The 17,127-nt window shown below is 53.0% G+C and carries 16 protein-coding genes; 13 read left to right on the forward strand and 3 right to left on the reverse strand.

Annotated features, from left to right (window positions below; genetic code table 11):
* Window positions 1–331 precede the first annotated feature (331 nt).
* The 11 genes from liaF (at window position 332) to serC (ending at window position 13,096) form a co-directional block, all read left to right on the forward strand.
* Window positions 332–1,429 (forward strand): cell wall-active antibiotics response protein LiaF, encoded by a 1,098-nt coding sequence (gene liaF / locus XYCOK13_RS17465; protein WP_244865232.1) that lies wholly within the window; start codon window positions 332–334, stop codon window positions 1,427–1,429.
* A gap of 3 nt (window positions 1,430–1,432) precedes the next feature.
* Window positions 1,433–2,497, forward strand: a complete 1,065-nt coding sequence (locus tag XYCOK13_RS17470) for a HAMP domain-containing sensor histidine kinase (protein ID WP_213413531.1) — start codon at window positions 1,433–1,435, stop codon at window positions 2,495–2,497.
* A complete protein-coding gene (locus XYCOK13_RS17475) occupies window positions 2,481–3,137 on the forward strand; it encodes a response regulator (protein WP_213413532.1) in 657 nt (218 codons plus the stop codon). Before XYCOK13_RS17470 ends, XYCOK13_RS17475 begins: the two co-directional genes overlap by 17 nt.
* A gap of 85 nt (window positions 3,138–3,222) precedes the next feature.
* The gene (locus tag XYCOK13_RS17480; protein WP_213413533.1) at window positions 3,223–3,633 is read left to right on the forward strand and encodes a YugN family protein; all 411 of its coding nucleotides are present in this window, start codon (window positions 3,223–3,225) and stop codon (window positions 3,631–3,633) included.
* A gap of 167 nt (window positions 3,634–3,800) precedes the next feature.
* Window positions 3,801–5,381 (forward strand): S1C family serine protease, encoded by a 1,581-nt coding sequence (locus tag XYCOK13_RS17485; RefSeq protein ID WP_213413534.1) that lies wholly within the window; start codon window positions 3,801–3,803, stop codon window positions 5,379–5,381.
* Between the two features lie 143 nt (window positions 5,382–5,524).
* Window positions 5,525–6,211: a response regulator transcription factor gene (locus XYCOK13_RS17490; RefSeq protein WP_213413535.1), complete on the forward strand. Its 687-nt coding sequence runs from the start codon at window positions 5,525–5,527 to the stop codon at window positions 6,209–6,211.
* Window positions 6,212–6,215: 4 nt separating this feature from the next.
* A complete protein-coding gene (locus tag XYCOK13_RS17495) occupies window positions 6,216–7,775 on the forward strand; it encodes a sensor histidine kinase (RefSeq protein WP_213413536.1) in 1,560 nt (519 codons plus the stop codon).
* A 62-nt stretch (window positions 7,776–7,837) separates the two neighbouring features.
* Window positions 7,838–8,785, forward strand: coding sequence for a 4-hydroxy-3-methylbut-2-enyl diphosphate reductase (locus XYCOK13_RS17500; protein ID WP_213413537.1), 948 nt, complete (start codon window positions 7,838–7,840; stop codon window positions 8,783–8,785).
* Window positions 8,786–8,983: 198 nt separating this feature from the next.
* Window positions 8,984–10,081 (forward strand): 3-deoxy-7-phosphoheptulonate synthase, encoded by a 1,098-nt coding sequence (gene aroF / locus XYCOK13_RS17505; protein ID WP_213413538.1) that lies wholly within the window; start codon window positions 8,984–8,986, stop codon window positions 10,079–10,081.
* Window positions 10,082–10,348: 267 nt separating this feature from the next.
* Window positions 10,349–11,773: a type I glutamate--ammonia ligase gene (gene glnA, locus XYCOK13_RS17510; protein ID WP_213413539.1), complete on the forward strand. Its 1,425-nt coding sequence runs from the start codon at window positions 10,349–10,351 to the stop codon at window positions 11,771–11,773.
* Window positions 11,774–12,007: 234 nt separating this feature from the next.
* Window positions 12,008–13,096 (forward strand): 3-phosphoserine/phosphohydroxythreonine transaminase, encoded by a 1,089-nt coding sequence (serC, locus tag XYCOK13_RS17515; RefSeq protein WP_213413540.1) that lies wholly within the window; start codon window positions 12,008–12,010, stop codon window positions 13,094–13,096.
* Window positions 13,097–13,276: 180 nt separating this feature from the next.
* Here the strand turns inward: serC and XYCOK13_RS17520 are convergent, their stop codons facing one another.
* Window positions 13,277–13,990 carry a response regulator gene (locus XYCOK13_RS17520; RefSeq protein ID WP_213413541.1) on the reverse strand — a complete coding sequence of 238 codons (714 nt, stop codon included), beginning with the start codon at window positions 13,988–13,990 and terminating at the stop codon, window positions 13,277–13,279.
* Window positions 13,991–14,108: 118 nt separating this feature from the next.
* Between XYCOK13_RS17520 and trmL the strand changes: the two genes are divergently transcribed.
* Together trmL and XYCOK13_RS17530 are read left to right on the forward strand one after the other, a co-directional pair.
* On the forward strand, window positions 14,109–14,573 hold the full coding sequence (gene trmL / locus XYCOK13_RS17525; RefSeq protein ID WP_213413542.1) for a tRNA (uridine(34)/cytosine(34)/5-carboxymethylaminomethyluridine(34)-2'-O)-methyltransferase TrmL: 465 nt from the start codon (window positions 14,109–14,111) through the stop codon (window positions 14,571–14,573).
* Between the two features lie 210 nt (window positions 14,574–14,783).
* On the forward strand, window positions 14,784–15,038 hold the full coding sequence (locus tag XYCOK13_RS17530) for an AbrB/MazE/SpoVT family DNA-binding domain-containing protein (protein WP_213413543.1): 255 nt from the start codon (window positions 14,784–14,786) through the stop codon (window positions 15,036–15,038).
* Window positions 15,039–15,367: 329 nt separating this feature from the next.
* On the opposite strand, the gene XYCOK13_RS17535 is transcribed toward XYCOK13_RS17530, so the two are convergent.
* A complete protein-coding gene (locus tag XYCOK13_RS17535) occupies window positions 15,368–16,438 on the reverse strand; it encodes a phosphodiester glycosidase family protein (RefSeq protein ID WP_213413544.1) in 1,071 nt (356 codons plus the stop codon).
* Complete coding sequence (locus XYCOK13_RS17540; protein ID WP_213413545.1) at window positions 16,435–16,863, reverse strand: PilN family protein; 429 nt, start codon at window positions 16,861–16,863, stop codon at window positions 16,435–16,437. Before XYCOK13_RS17540 ends, XYCOK13_RS17535 begins: the two co-directional genes overlap by 4 nt.
* Window positions 16,864–17,127: the final 264 nt, after the last annotated feature.

The raw sequence follows: 17,127 nt of genomic DNA on the forward strand, positions 1-17,127 counted from the left end.
AATAATGCCCTTCCAACTTCCTACTGGGAAGCGAAAGGGCTGAAGAGTTTGCTTTCTCGTTACTTGGAACTTCGTCAACCTTACGGAACCGCCTAGTGCGGACCCGCATGCTAGGTGGTGTGAGAGGACGGGGGCTAGCCGCCCCCTCCTACTCGATCTTGTTCCGGGTTGTGCTCATGAGGCCGGCACGCCGCGCAACGATCCCTTTCGGGCTTCACGCCACATGGCGAGATGTTCTCCGTCTGGAGACCGAGTAAAAATTACTGCCGGGGCCTTCTTTTCTAAAAGAAGCAAAAACGATACACTGACTATAGATGAAGGAGGCTCAGCTATGAATGGTTACTATTGGAATCGGGTGTTCATCGGACTGCTTTTGATCGGGATTGGCGGCATTTTTCTGGTGAACCGCATCTATGGATTGGATATAAATATCGGCTATATTTTCAAGACCTACTGGCCCTTAATCCTTATTTACTTCGGGCTGGCCGGCATGATTCAGCATAGGAGATGGCATGATGGGTTCGACGGATCGATCTTCTGGAACTTGATCTATATCGTACTCGGCCTTTACTTTCTCGGAAGAAATTTGGATTTGCTTCACTTTGGCTTTGGCGACTTGATTATGTATGCCATTCCAGCGGTTCTGATCCTGGTTGGCCTTCAGATGATCTTCCGTCCGTCTTCCCACAAGCACAGCGGGAGCAAGCATTGGGACAAAGAGGAGTGGAAGCGTCAGCAGCAGGAATGGAAGATGCAATGGAAGCAGCAGAAGCACGAATGGAAGCAGCAGCGTCATGATTGGAAAAAGCAGCATGCGGCCAATCAAGATGAAGTCGGCATGCAGCAGGATTGGGTTAACGAAGACAGCGATATCGACCTGGAGCGATTGAGACAGGAGCCGGATTTTCTCAAAGACGATCATTTGTCGTCTATGCCGGGGGACAAGCAAGAGGCGTCAATGCCATTGGAAGAGGATGCAAAAGCCCGCCCAAAGAAGGAGAAGTGCCAGGACACGGCGAAAAAGCACGGCTCGCAGTGGTACAACCCGGACGCCCGCAATTTCGGCGGATTTATAGGCGACCTGCACTTGGGAGAGGATGTGTGGGAGCTGCAGGACATGAATATCTCGCACTTCATTGGCGACACTGTATTGGATTTGACGAAGGCAGAGGTTCCTTACGGCGAGACAAAGCTGACGATATCTGCCTTTATCGGTGACATTAAAGTGTTTGTGCCGCACGACATGGAATTAGAAGTCATGGTCGTCTCCTCCTCATTTCTCGGAGACAAGACCATATTGGACCGGCATGAGGGCGGATTGTTCAAGCATTCCACCTACCGGTTGTCGGATTATGACTATTCGGAGAAGCGAATTCGTATTGTAGCCAGCCAATTTATCGGTGACTTGCTGGTTCAGAGGGTTGGGTAAGGGATGAGGCTGTCGCGATTTAATTTGAAATGGCAGCTGGTGCTGTATGGCTTGCTGACGGTCTGCTTGTCCGCGCTTTATTTGTTCGTCTTTTTGCGGTATGGAACGCAATGGATCGACGCATCCGAGTGGCGCTGGGCAATCTGGTGCGGGCCATTGCTCATTGCTGTAGCCATCGGCTATTTCTCGGGCCAGCAGCTCCAGCGGAGGATGGACAGCCTGTATGTAGGCATCTTTCAGCTGCAGAAGGGCAATTACTCGACCAGACTGCCGGCCATCGGGAGGGACCCGTTCGCCAAGCTGTTTGACGACTTTAATGAATTGGCCGAATCATTGGAAATTCGACTGAAGCACCTGCAATCGCTTGGCGAAGAAAATGTCCGGTTGCAGGCAGAGTCTAACGAACAGGCGGTGCTTGGAGAGCGCAGAAGGCTGGCGCGGGATCTCCATGATACAGTCAGCCAGCAGCTGTTTGCGATTCATATGTCAGCCTCGTCGTTACCGAAGGTGCTGGAGCGTGATCCGGAGAAGGCTGCTGCTGTTGCAGAGCAGTTGATTCACATGTCCTTTGCGGCACAACGGCAAATGCGGGGGTTCATTGCCCAACTGCGCCCGCTGGAACTGGAAAATCGTTCATTAACGGAGGCGCTGGAACGGTGGTTTCCCGATTATTGCAACCATAACAATCTGAAGGGCAGCCTGAATATATCGCTGCGCAGTCCGCTTCATGACGCACTGGAGCATCAGCTATTTTTGATTATTCAAGAGGGCATGGCGAATGTGGTGAAGCATGCGGATGCCAAGCATGTCAAGCTTACCCTGCAGGAAACCAGCAGCCAGGTGCTGCTGCAAATTGCGGATGACGGGAAAGGCTTTGTGCAGCATGAGACAGGCGCCGGTTCGCATGGCTTGTCTACAATGCGGGAACGGGCCGGCAAGCTGGGCGGCCAGCTGGAGATATCCAGCCGGAACGGGGAAGGCTGCCGGGTGAAGGTGAGCATTCCCAAATTACAGCCGGCAACCGACAGCGGAATGAAGGAGGACGGGCAACATGGGGAAGCCGAATGAGAGCATCCGGGTATTCATCGTAGACGATCATGATATGGTCAGGCTCGGATTGCGCACGTATATGATGATCGAAGACGATATTGAAACGGTGGGGGAGGCTTCCAACGGGAAGGAAGCTGTAAGCTGGGTGGAGAACTGCGAGGAAGAGCGGCAGCCGGATGTCATCTTGATGGATCTGATGATGCCGGAGATGGATGGGGTCGAGGCTGCGCGCCGCATAATGGAAATGCGGCCCCATGCCAAGATCGTCATGCTCACCAGCTTTCTGGAGGACGAAAAAGTCGTGCAGGCGATCGAGGCAGGCGCGCATACGTATGTATTGAAGACCATGGCATCCGATGAACTGATGAAGGTAATTCGTTCGGCCGCTGCGGGCATGCCTGTGATGAAGCCGGATGTTTCCCAGGCGCTTACCCGCGGCCTGCGTCAGCGGATCTCGCAGGTGCCGGATGAATTGACGGCAAGGGAGAAGGAAGTGCTGCTGTTGATTGCAGAGGGAAAGACGAATAAGGACATTGCCGAAGAGCTTCATATCAGCATCAAGACAGTCAAAACCCACGTCAGCAACCTGCTGCTAAAGCTGGAGCTGGAGGATCGAACCCAGCTCGCCATATACGCTCATCGCAAGGGATGGGCCTGACAGGATGTATACGCAAACGCTTGGAAGGGCATCCTATTCCAAACATCGCTTTTGATCGAATAAACGAGACAAGGGGATTGGATAGATGATACCGTTGGATTCCAGGCTCACGGGCTGCACCATGTCCTATGAAGAGGCGAGCCGCGCGTTAAAGAAGGAACAATTTGTACTAGGCGGAAATTGGGATTACGATCACGGTTCCTTCGACCGGGCGCTCGATGGCGTGCAGAAGGTATGGCTTCGCCTTCCCTTCTCGGTTACGAGCGGGGAGCTGGCAGGCGACAGGGAGGAGCAGCGCACGGAAATTCGATTTGACCAGCCCTTCCTGCTAAACCATGAGTATCGCGAGGGGCTGGACCCGGAAGCGGATTTCATGACGTATAAAGGACTTGTCAACCAATTTCAGGATCCCGTCGATCCGGATGGCGAACTGGAGCCGGAATGGATCGAGGTCGGCCGGCACGCTTTGAAGAGAGTCGAGGCGCTGCTCTTATAGCAGGATGCTAGAAAAAAGGGCCGTGACTACTGGCTCTTTTTTGTGCTGTTCCGGCATAATGTTGAAGCATGTCAGGCTTTTATGTTTCTTTTAGATCGTATTAAGGTACATTTAAGGTAAACGATGCATGATAGAGACATAGCCAAGGTGAAAGGGAGGAATCGGAGATGGATGAGAAAGACAAGCAAAACCGTGATTACAGTGACTTTTTCTCGGAAAAGCGCGAACAACCGGAAGTGAACCGATCTCATATGGAAACCAATCAACCGAGCGAGGAACCCGTTTCAGAAGCAGAAGTGGAGACATGGAGGCCAGAGCGTCGGGAATATCACTACTATTCGTATAGCAGCAAGCATGATGCGAACGATCTCCAGGAGATCTCCCCTCCTCTCACGAAATTGGAGGAGCTGCCCTCATCGCAGGTTGCCGTGGAGGTTCCGCCGGCAGAACAAGCGAACCCCGCCGGACCCAAGTCGAACTGGAGCGCCGCGCCCCGGAAAAAGAGCGGCTTCCGGCGCGCGTTCCTTGCATTTCTTGCAGGAGCTGTTGTCATGGGCGGCCTGATGTTCGGAGCGGATCATTACAATTTGTTCACCGGCGGCGCAAACGGGGGAGCAAGCGGGGCAGCGCCCGTCAGCGGCAGCGGCACGCTGGCTGCGAACAGCGGCGAGGGCGGCTCCGGGGTCAGAACTGCCAATCTGGACGTCGTGCGGCCCAGCGATATTAGCGGTATCGTAGATCAGGCCAGCCCGGCCGTAGTCAAGATCGAAACGTTCGTAAAGGGAAGAAGCGCGTCCAGCGGCAGCAGCTTGTTCAACGACCCGTTCTTCCGCCAGTTTTTCGGCGATGACTTCTTCTTCTCCCGTCCGGAAGCTTCTCCGCGCAATGCGGATGAGCTGCAGCCGGCAGGGATGGGGACCGGATTTATCTTCGACAAGGAAGGGTACATTCTGACCAATCAGCACGTGATTGGGGATGCTGATGTGATCCGGGTGTACATTCAGGACTACAATAACAATGAGCCTGTTCAAGCCGAGCTTCTGGGCAGCAGCTATGATTTGGATTTGGCTGTGCTCAAAATCGAAGGCTCCGGCGAGTTCCCTACATTGCCGCTTGGCAATGCGGATCAGACCAAGGTTGGCGACTGGGTAGTCGCGATCGGCAACCCTTACGGATTTGACCATACTGTGACGGTAGGCGTGCTGAGCGCGAAGGAACGGCCGATTACCGTACCTGATTCACAGGGAACGCGGCAGTACGAGCACTTGCTGCAGACCGATGCCTCGATCAATCCCGGTAATTCAGGCGGTCCGCTTCTGAATTTGAATGGCGAGGTTATCGGAATCAACACGGCGGTCAATTCGCAGGCGCAGGGCATTGGCTTTGCTATTCCGACCTCGACGATCACCCAAGTGTTGGACAATCTGAAGAACAATGAGAGCATTCCGAAGCCGTACATTGGCATTTATATGGCGGACCTGCAGGAAGGCTGGCTGCGGGAGCTGAAGGTGGACAGTACAGACGGAGTTGTCATCCAGTCGATCATCGAAGGAAGCCCCGCAGAAATGGCAGGACTGCGGCCTTATGACGTCATCCTGCAAATTGACGGGAAGACGATCAAAAATACCGAGGAGCTGTCCAAGACCATTCAGGCCAAGGCGATTGGCGACAAAATCGAAATGACGGTGTCTCGTGACGGAACCAAGGCAACGACAGTCGTAACCATAGGAGACCAAAATGCTTCCTGAACGGTCGAAAATGCGGCAAGCTGAATTGGCATGAAGGATGGAAACGCGACGAAAAAGCGGGGATGGCCCCGCTTTTTCCTATGTGAAGGAAGCGTTTGGCTCATGGTATAATAGGGGGCAAAGGATGGACGGAGGCTGGTGAGATGCGGGAACAGGTGTTGGTGATCGATGATGACGAGAAAATTTTGGCGATGCTCAAGCGCAGCTTATCGTTTGAGGGATACGAGGTATCCACCGCGCGCAATGGAGCAGACGGACTGAAAGCGATGATCGACAGCGATCCATCGCTGATCATTCTCGATGTCATGATGCCGCAGATGGACGGTTGGGAGGTGTGCCGGCGCATTCGGGCTGCCGGCAGCCGATCCCCTGTCCTGATGCTGACAGCCAAGGATGATGTGGCAGATCGGGTGAAGGGGCTGGATATGGGCGCAGATGATTATTTGGTCAAGCCCTTCGCGCTGGAAGAACTGCTGGCTAGAGTCAGGGCGCTGCTCCGTCGCGCGGACGGCGGCAAGCAGCCGGAGCGCATGCTGACCTATCAGGATATTGCGATGAATGTAGACTCGCGGGAGGTGGTTCGCGGCGGGAAGCGGATCGAGCTGACGACGAAGGAATTCGAGCTGCTCCATTTGTTCCTGCAGAACCCGAACCGGGTATTGGCGCGCGATATCATTATGGAAAAAATATGGGGCTATGACTACAGCGGAGAATCGAATGTTCTGGAGGTATACGTAGCAATGCTGCGGCAAAAGACGGAAGAGCACGGCGGCAAGCGTGTCATTCAAACGGTGCGGGGAGCCGGCTATGTGCTGAGAGGGGAAGCATGACAGCATGACGATTCGCATGAGGCTGACGATTTGGTATACCAGCGTACTGGCCGTCACCTTAATTGTGTTCGGCACAGCCCTGTACTTTTTTCTTGAGCACTCGTCGTTGAAGCAATATGAGGACAATCTGACGAGACAGGTCAATGAGGTTGGGACTAGGCTGGAGTATGCCCGCGTCATTACGCCAAATGGCGTGCGCTTTTTGATGCAGTTGGATGATAGCGATACATTTTTGACACAGGGGATTTACCTGCGGCTGGTGAACCTGACGAATATGCAAGTGAGTCAATCGAGCAACACGATGGCGCATCGGGTGCAGATGGAATTGACCAGGGAGACGTTGAACGAGCTGGAGGAAGGCAAGCGCGGTTTTTTCGAGGAAAGCAGCTTGCTGGTGCAAAACCAGCGCTATCCGTTTCTCGTTTTTCATCAGCCGTTGTATCTGGGCGAACGACTGGTAGGGGTGCTGCAGGCGGCCGTGCTCATCCAGGATCATCGGGAGTTTTTGAGCACGGTCCGCTGGATGCTGATTTCTGCCGTTGCTGTGACGGTACTGGCGGCCTTTTCGCTTGGGTGGTTTTTGGCGAGGAAGGCGCTTGCGCCGATTGAGCATGTGATCGCGGCTACAGACAAGATTGAAATTGGCGATGACCTGGGACGCCGCATCGCATACGATGGACCGAAGGACGAAATCGGGCGGCTGACTGCGAAAATAAACGGGATGCTGGCCCGGATCGAAACCATTTACCGCGAGCTGGAGGAAGCGTACAAGATGCAGCGGCGCTTCGTATCGGATGCCTCGCATGAGCTGCGCACGCCCCTGACAACGATTCGCGGCAATGTCGATCTGCTGGAGAAGATGTGGGCTCGCCATCAGGCAGAGGCTAAGCTTGCGTGGCCGGAAGGAAGCGATGGCTGGCAGCCCGGGCAAGAACGGACGGAAGCGAAGGAGATGCCTGAACAGCAGCTTGCCATGTTCCTGGAATCGATGCGGGATATTGCCGCAGAGGCAGAGCGCATGAGCCGGCTAGTGAACGACATGCTGTCACTGGCTAGAGCCGATGCAGGACAAGGCATGCAGCGCGAAGAGCTGCCGTTGCTGCCGCTTGTGGAGGATGTTGCCCGCCGCGCGGCTTTTCTGGAGCGGCAGGCGGACTGGAAGCAGGGGGATTTCAGCGCGCTGCAGGATGTGAAGGTGCGGGGACACAAGGATTATTTGCAGCAAATGCTGTTCATCTTCATCGACAACGCGTTCAAGTATACGCCTCAAGGAACAGTTGTTCTTGATGCGGTTAGACAGGGGGATCATGTCGGGCTGCGGATAGCCGATACGGGAATCGGCATGAGCGAGGAGGAGGTTCCCCATATATTTGAGCGGTTTTACAGAGCCGACGTTTCGCGCGGCCTTACCGCAGGGACCGGACTCGGCCTATCCATCGCCAAGTGGATTATCGACGAGCATCGCGGCCGGGTAGAAGTGGCAACAGCTGAGGGCCAAGGGACGGTCTTCACGATCTGGCTGCCAATTGCCGGTCAGGACGGTTCGGCACCCGATGCGGTTTGACAAAGCGTTCGGCATCGGCCTACACTAGAGAGGAAGCCCGATAAGGAAAGGCGTGAGCGTCAATGGAAGTCGTCAAAATCTCACCGCGCGGCTATTGCTATGGTGTCGTCGATGCGATGGTGCTGGCCATGCAAACGGCGAAAAATTTAGACTTGCCCAGACCCATTTATATATTAGGCATGATCGTGCATAACAAGCATGTTACCGATGCTTTTGAGAAGGAAGGCGTCATCACGCTGGATGGCGAAAACCGTCTTGAAATACTCGAGAAGGTTGAACAGGGCACAGTGATCTTCACGGCGCACGGCGTTTCCCCGGAGGTGCGGAAGGCCGCCAGGGACAAAGGGCTGACCGTTGTCGACGCAACGTGTCCGGACGTGACCCGCACCCATGATTTGATTCGGGAGAAGGCCGCGGAGGGCTACGCTATTATTTATATAGGCAAGAAAGGACATCCGGAACCCGAAGGCGCTTGCGGGATTGCGCCGGACCATGTTCATCTGATCGAGCGTGAGGAAGAAATCGACCAGCTTTCGCTGGAGACGGACCGGATCATTATTACGAACCAGACGACAATGAGCCAATGGGACATCCGGCACATCATGAACAAGCTGCTGGCCAAATTTCCGACAGCGGAAATTCACAACGAAATTTGCCTGGCTACACAAGTTCGGCAGGAGGCTGTGGCGGAGCAGGCGAAAGCTTGCGATCTGGTCATTGTGGTCGGTGACCCGCGCAGCAACAACTCGAATCGGCTTGCCCAGGTATCGCAGGAGATTGCAGGCGTTCGCGCTTACCGGGTCGCGGATGTGACCGAGGTCCAGACGAGCTGGCTGCTGCACGCCAGAAAAGTCGGCGTTACCTCCGGGGCATCGACGCCTACGCCGATTACTAAAGAAGTCATCGCTTATTTGGAACAATTCGATCCGCATAATACCGCTACCTGGAAAGTGCAACGAACAGTGGATATGGATCGGTTATTGCCTAGAGCGAAGCAGAAGACGCCATAACCATATTTGGAGAATCGGCCGCTTTGGCCGATTCTCTTTCATAGGATGGGCAAATTAACACTTGACTGAATGGAAAGGTCCAAGTATAGTGGAAATATAAAATCTTGCTTTAGTGCTTAAAAGCGTATAAGCGTCACAGCGTATAAGCGGTTAAGTGCGAAAGAAACAACCAACAGAACGCAAAAAGGAGAGAATACGATGATTGCTATTACTTCCAGCCATATTTCTGACGAGCGTATAGAAGAAATTGTTCAGCATATTGAGAAATTCGGTGTCGCAGCCCACGTGTCTAAGGGGACAGACCGTACGGTAATCGGCATTATTGGCAAGGCAGATCCTGCGCTGGCCGAGCAGCTGCGGGCGATGAAAGACGTGGAAAATGTCATTAAAATTTCGAAGTCTTACAAGCTGGCGAGCCGGGATTTCCATCCTGACAATACCGTGATCAAAATTAAGGATGTCGAGATTGGCGGCGATCAGCTTGTTGTCATGGGCGGGCCATGCGCGGTAGAATCGCCGGAGCAAATCGATTTGATTGCCCGCCTGGTCAAGGCGGCAGGCGGCCAAGTGCTGCGCGGCGGCGCATTCAAGCCGAGAACAGGTCCTTACAGCTTCCAGGGAGTCGGGGTAGAAGGTTTGGAAATGATGGCGGAAGCCGGCAGGAAGCATGGACTCCTGACGATTACCGAGGTCATGACGCCGGAATACGTGGATATTTGCGCCGAGCATGCCGACATTCTTCAAGTCGGAACGCGCAACATGCAGAACTTCGATTTGCTGCGCAAGCTGGGTACGATTCAGACGCCAGTGCTGCTGAAGCGCGGCTTCAGCGCTACTTATGACGAGTTCCTGAATGCGGCTGAGTACATCCTGGCGGGAGGAAATCCGAACGTCATGCTGTGCGAGCGGGGCATTCGCACGTTCGAAACCTATACCCGCAATACGCTGGACCTGTCTGCCGTTCCTGTTCTGCAATCGCTGAGCCATCTGCCGGTTATCGCAGACCCGAGCCATGGAACCGGTCGCCGCGAGCTGGTTGAGCCGATGTGCCGGGCGTCGGTGGCGGCTGGAGCGGATGGGCTGATCATCGAAATGCACAATGATCCGGACAATTCCATGACAGGCGACGGCGTGCAGTCCCTCTTCCCGGATCAATTCGCGAACCTGCTCGTCGATCTGGAGAAGCTGGCCGAGGTGCTCGGACGGAAGTTCGATACGCCGAAACAGCGTATCGTGCGCGGAGCGGATGAGGCGAGCTGGCTGACAGAGGATGAACTGGCCGCCGCCGGCCGATAAGGTTTGGAGCGGGTTCTAACTAGATCGGATATTCATCATAAAGGTTGGGCAGAGATTTACTTCTGCCCAACCTTTTTTCTTTTTTTGGATGTGCTGGAAGGGACATGTTCCAATGTGTAAGGATATCTAACATAGATATAAAAAATACCTGACATAAGTATTGACGCAGGAGAAGGCATCGTTTTATAATAACGTCTATAAAGTTCAAAAACTTGAACGATTGCCTGCTCAAGCGAGGTTAATGTTCGGAATTTAGGAGGAATTACCATGTCAATTCAAAACGTTATGAGCATCATTAAGGAAAAAGGTATTGAATTTGTAGATTTCCGTTTTGTCGACTTGTCCGGCAAAGCTCATCACATTACAGTACCTGCTAGTGAAGTCTCGGAAGAAACCTTTGAGGTTGGGGTAGCCTTCGACGGATCCTCGATTCCAGGTTTCCGCGGCATTGAAGAGTCCGATATGGTTATGATGCCGGATACCGCATCTGTATTTGTCGATCCATTTACAGCGCACGCTACTTTGAACGTCATGTGCAACATTTTCACTCCTGAAGGCGAGCGCTACGACCGCGATCCGCGCGGCATTGCTCAGAAAGCAGAGGAATACTTGCAAACCACTGGAGTTGGCACGGCAGCGTTCTTTGCACCGGAATCGGAATTTTTCATTTTTGACGATGTGCGATATGAGAGCGGCCAGCAAGGTTCTTTTTATGAAGTAGATTCCGAAGAAGCGGCCTGGAACACAGGACGGAAAGAAGAAGGCGGCAACCTGGGGTTCAAGATTCGCAATAAGGGCGGATATGTGCCTGTACAGCCTGTTGACAAGCAGCAGGACATCCGCAGTGAGATCGTACGCCTGCTGGTTGAATCCGGCCTGCGCGTTGAGCGTCATCACCATGAGGTTGCTACAGCCGGACAAGGGGAAATCAACTTCCGCTTTGATGCTCTGACCAAGACAGCTGACAACCTGTTGAAATACAAGTACATCGTGCATAACACAGCACAGCAGTACGGCAAAGTTGCAACCTTCATGCCGAAGCCGCTGTTCGGCGACAATGGCAGCGGTATGCACGTACACCAATCGATCTTCGACGGCGATACTCCGCTGTTCTATGAAAAAGGCGCGTATGCGAACCTGAGCGAGACAGCCATGTACTACATTGGCGGCATCCTGCATCACGCACCGGCTTTGATCGCGCTGACCAACCCGAGCACCAACTCGTTCAAGCGTCTTGTTCCTGGTTATGAAGCTCCGGTCAATCTTGTCTTCTCCAAGGGCAACCGTTCCGCAGCCGTGCGCATCCCGGTTGCGGCAGTAACGCCAAAGGGCTGCCGGATCGAATTCCGTACGCCGGACTCCACGGCGAACCCTTATCTGGCTTTTGCGGCTATGCTGTTGGCGGGTCTGGACGGCATCCAGAACAAGATTGATCCGCGCAAGCTGGGCTATGGTCCGCTGGACAAGAACATCTACGAGCTGTCCGATGCGGAGAAGAAGGAAATCCGCAGTGTGCCGGCAAGCTTGGAAGAAGCGCTGGACGCACTGGAAGCCGACCACGACTTCCTGCTTAAGGGCGACGTGTTCAGCAAGTCCTTCATCGAAAACTATCTGGACTTCAAGCGTTCGGAAGCGAAGCAAGTGGCCATTCGTGTCCATCCGCACGAGTACTCCTTGTACTTCGATTGCTAATTTCAGAAGCCGCGTTATCCGGTATCATGCTTCTATTCTTATATCCGTGAATGTTGGGCTGTTCTCCCGCGCATGCTGCATGTTAGCGGGAGGGCGGCTCTTTGTTTTTTGCGGAGACGTGCATGAAAGGTTCTGCGGTGCGCACGATAAAGCGTAAGCCAGAAATCCATGACAGGGAAGGCGTTTCCTGTTATAATCTATTCATATTATAAACGTGGAGAAGGTGTGGTAGAGATGAGTAAACGCGCGTATAATTTCAATGCAGGCCCCGCCGCGCTGCCGCTGGAAGTGCTGCAGCAAGCTCAGGCAGAGCTGGTTGATTATAAGGGCATCGGCATGTCGATCATGGAGATTTCCCATCGCAGCAAGGAATACGATGCTGTCCATGCCGAGGCGCAGGAGCTGTTCAAAGAGCTGCTCAACATCCCGGACGGCTACAAAGTGCTTTTCCTGCAAGGCGGAGCAAGCACGCAATTCGCCATGGTGCCAATGAATCTGCTGAGCGGCGGCAAGGTTGCCCATTATGTACATACCGGCAGCTGGGCTAATAAAGCGATCAAGGAAGCGAAGCTGTTCGGCGAGGTCGCCATAGCGGCATCGTCTAAGGATAGCGAGTTTACCCATGTACCGGACCTGAGCAATCTGAGTCTGGGCAGCGACGCTGCCTATTTGCATATTACCTCGAACGAAACAATCGGCGGCATCCAGTACAAGCAGTATCCTGCAACAGGAAGCGTGCCGCTCGTGGCCGACATGTCGAGCGATATTTTGTGCCGTCCGATCGATGTCAGCCAGTTCGGCTTGATTTATGCGGGAGCGCAGAAGAATCTGGGGCCTTCCGGCGTAACAGTAGTGATCTTGCGCGAGGATCTGGCGAAGGAAGCGCCGGAAAGCCTGCCTACCATGATGCGCTATGCTACACACGTTGAAGGGGATTCCCTCTACAATACACCTCCGGTATTTTCCGTTTATATGGTCGGACTAGTCCTCAAGTGGATTAAGAGCAATGGCGGTCTGGCGGCAATGGAGCAAAGCAATGAGGCCAAGACAAAGCTGATCTACGATGCGATTGACGCAAGCGGCGGATTTTATCGAGGCGTAGCTGCGCAGAGCAGCCGCTCCACCATGAATATTACATTCAGGATGGCGGACGAAGAGATGGAGAAGCGCTTCCTGCAGGAGGCCGCAGCTCAAGGATTTGTAGGCCTGAAAGGACATCGCAGCGTCGGAGGTCTGCGGGCTTCGACTTACAATGCCGTACCGTTCGAAGCCTGCCGGGCGCTAGCCGAATTCATGGTTGATTTCCAAAAGCGAAGCGGCTAAAAAAGAAGAAAGAAACGAAGGGCAGCCGGAGTGCTGTCCTTGTTTGTGTATAGGGTCGAGATGCCGGGATGAATGAGCGGTTCGCTGCAGCAGGCAGACAAGCATAAGAAGAAGCCCCTCATCGGGGGCTTTCGAGGGACTTCTTCTATCGAAATGGAGGAAATAGCGTATAAAAAAGCATTAGACAGCCGATTCGCTGGTAGCCGGGACGGCTAGTTTATAACCGACGCTGCGAACGGTCAAGATGTATTCAGGACTTCTGGCGTTCTTCTCAATCTTGTCGCGAAGATGGCTGATATGCACATCCACAATGCGCGTATCGCCGAGAAAGTGATAATCCCATACGCCGTGAAGCAGCTGCTGTCTGGACAAAACCTTCCCGCGGTACTTGCACAGGAACAGCAGCAGTTCAAATTCCTTCGGCGTCAGATCAATCGGCTTGCCCTCTACAGTGACTTCATGCAGATCGGGATGAACAACCAGGCTGCCGATGCGGATCGGCTCCTGAGGGAGAGCTGCCGGGGCTGTTTCCGTCCTGCGGAAAATGGCGCGAATACGGGAAATTAATTCTTGCGGGCTAAACGGCTTAGTCATGTAATCGTCTGCACCGTTGTCAAGACCGGCGATTTTGTCCGATAAATCTTGCATGGCAGTCAGCATAATAATGGGCACCAGATTTTTCTGATCGCGAAGCTGCTTGCACACCTGGTAGCCATCCATCTTGGGAAGCATCAGATCCAGCACGATGAGGTCGGGACGAAAGGTTTGGATCGCTTCGAATACAGTTTCGCCGTCGTAGACACAATACACTTCAAATCCGGCCAGCTTCAGATTGAATTCTATCAACATGGAAATGGACGGTTCATCGTCAACCACCAAAATCTTTTTATTCATGAGTCACGACTCCTTTTATACGTGCTGCTTGTGATGCTTCTTATTATGATGGCAGACTATCAACCTTATATTAAGAATGCGTAAAATATATGTTAAATCGAAAGGATTGTGTTGATCTATGGCATTGCACATCGCTCTGGTAGAGCCGGAAATCCCGGCCAATACAGGCAACATTGCGAGAACATGCGCGGCAACCGGGACGGTGCTGCATCTGGTAAGGCCGCTTGGCTTTCAGACGGACGACCGTACGTTGAAGCGGGCGGGACTCGACTACTGGCATGCGGTTGATGTACGCTATTACGATTCCTTTCGCGAACTGAAGGAGACATATCCGGGTCATCGCTTTTTCTGCGCATCAACGAAAGCGGTCAACCGTTATACTGACATGCAGTATCAGGATGGGGACTTCCTGGTGTTTGGCAAGGAAACGGCCGGTTTGCCGGCCGAGATCCTGCAGGAACACGCGGAAACCGGCATACGAATACCGATAGGCGATGCGGTGCGTTCCCTTAATTTGAGCAATTCGGCAGCGATTGTAGTGTTTGAGGCGCTGCGTCAGCTGGATTTCCCGAATTTGAGATAGCGAGCAAGAAGTGTCTTTCCCTTTCCAACTTAGACAGTTATTTCTTGACAAGGGACTGAAGAATCAGGAAAATAGTCTTATAGTTTCAACCGGAGCACAGCCAACATGAGTCGAAAGATGGGGGAAGAAAAGGGTTTCTGACGAACTGTGGCGAATCAATAAGTTGTGCAAGAGATTGGAACGATTATTGAAAAAGGTGAGGTGTACCGAATGAAGCCAATCGGAGTGGTTCGGAAGGTAGATCAATTAGGGAGGATTGTTCTGCCCAAATCGTTACGCAAGCGCTATCAAATGAATGAAGGGGATCCTGTCGAAATCCTGGTAAGCGGGGATCAAATCATCTTGGAAAAATACAAGCCGAAGTGTGTTTTCTGTACGTCAACAGAAAAAGTGATGGAGTTCAATGATCGAACCATATGCCTGCCCTGCATTAACGAGATGCAAGCTTATATGGATCGTGCATAAGCGGCAATGAAAAAAGGAACAGCCTCATGGGACGACCCCAAGGCTGCTCTTTTTTTTTTGCGATAGGGACCAAGCGAATCCGCTCTGATTGATTCGCTTACAGGCCCTTTGTTTTATCGTCGTTGTAGGCAGCCGTCAAAATGGAAGCGAGGAACAGCGTGCATACAATCATGACCAGCCAAAATACCGATGAAGTCAACATGGTGAAAGCAACCTCCAGTCAAGCGTAATTGGTCCGCGAAATACAAATACCTATAAGTATTATACCGAAATCAGGCAAAAAAGAAAATGTGCAATCCTGTGAACATTATTTGACTCTGCCACAGCTTCTATTCAAAGAATAGAAAATGTGTGGCCAAGGGACGCAGCCTGCCGTCAGACGGCTGGTTCAGAACCGTGTTGTTCACAACGAGGGTCGTGGAGCCGCCCCCATCCAAATTATAGGCGTCTACTGCTCCCAGCCGCTTCAAGAGAGATTGCAGTTCAGGCAAGGTAGCGCCGGACTTGCCGGATTCATCGCGCGCATTCGTCACAAGGAACAGCAGATGGTCATGCTTGTAATTGGCGATGACTGTTCGGGCCGCTCGCTGGGGAGTCGTCAGCCATTTCTCCGGAATTGTCTGGCTCTTGCCATTCTGCAGGAGAATCGGAACGAAAGATACCCCGAATACCGGCTTCAGCCGATCCAAGTCAGCCTGCTTGTCAAATTTGCCGCCAATGAGCTTGCGCTCTTCGTTCAAGCCGACAAAAAACAAGTCCTTGAAGCTGGGCTCAAATCCCGTTAAATAATTGCCGTTCATCATGGTCGTACTCAGCGGGTAGCGCTTGCCATGGCGGTCATCTGCGAATCCGCCCGCATTGACGCCGGCGACAGCCTTGTATCGTTTGGCAGCGGAGAGCGTGCTTTCGGATTTGCCCAGCTCATCGCCGCTTAATACGAGCTTCATAGCAGAATCGGATTTAAGGTGTACTTTCATGGCATAACCGTTGTAGGTTTTCTCATTCAGCGGGTACACCTTGAGATCAATATTGTCCGATTGTATCGTCTTGATCGGCGTTCCGAGCAGCCGGGTAACCCGGGTGTCATAAATTTGAAGCGGACGATCTGAGAGTGTACGGCCGCGCGCCAGCAGCTCTCCTGCCGTTCCGGAAATGCGTTCGTAGTTTTCCCTCGTCTGAGCCAGCGAATCGCTGATCAATGCGGCTGTTTGCTGCGATTGTCTGAGCTTTTCGATCACCTGATCCGTTTGGGATTCCAGGCCTAGCGGCGGATCAAGCGCAGGCTTGTCCACACTGATTTGCAAGTCAACCCCGTGAATAGAGTAAGCCAGCACCAAGCCGATAATGGGGGCGAGCACAAACAGCATAAATCTGTTCAACTGAGAAAGACGCAAGCTCATTTCAGCACATCCAGATTTTTTTCCAGTCGCTCCAGCTGTGCCTTCAATTCGTGCAGCTGGGTGTACAACTGGTTGCTGTTGTCCGTATCGCTATCGGTCGTATCCTTGGCGAAGGCGAGAAGCTCATTTAGAGCGTTAACCTGCTTGTCCACTTGCTCAATTTGCACGGTCAGGTCTTGCCTCAGCACATTGATTTGGCTTTCATATTGCTCCCGCACGGCTTCAAGCTGTACGGCGGTCTGAGCGTTCAGCTCCGCTGTCCATTGTTCTTTCAGATTGTTCATATAGGTGTGGCCCCCATACGCACCGCCGCCGATTAGGGCGAGCCACAAAACAATTGTCAGCAGAAGCGCCCAGCGTCTGCGCGATTTGGCGCGGCGAGGGGGGATTGCGCCTGCGTCGGTTTCGGCATCAACCGAATTCATAGCGAATTCCTCCTTGATTTGAGTGAAAGTGTGCAGCAAAGGGAGTTACCCGCTTCATCCGCCATCCGATTTATATAGACGTTGGGGACAGTCCCGAAGTTTCACATGACGGCTATCCGTTTTGTATCGATCCTATTTTATCTTACCATGCGGCCCATGACGGCTGTCACTGGAAAAGTTGGGTCGGATATGACAAATTTGGGGCATCTGTTGTCTGGATATCTTGTGTCAACGGTCTGATCTTGTTCGCTTGCATGGTTGCCG

Source organism: Xylanibacillus composti, assembly GCF_018403685.1.
GTDB classification, from domain to species: Bacteria; Bacillota; Bacilli; order Paenibacillales; family K13; genus Xylanibacillus; species Xylanibacillus composti.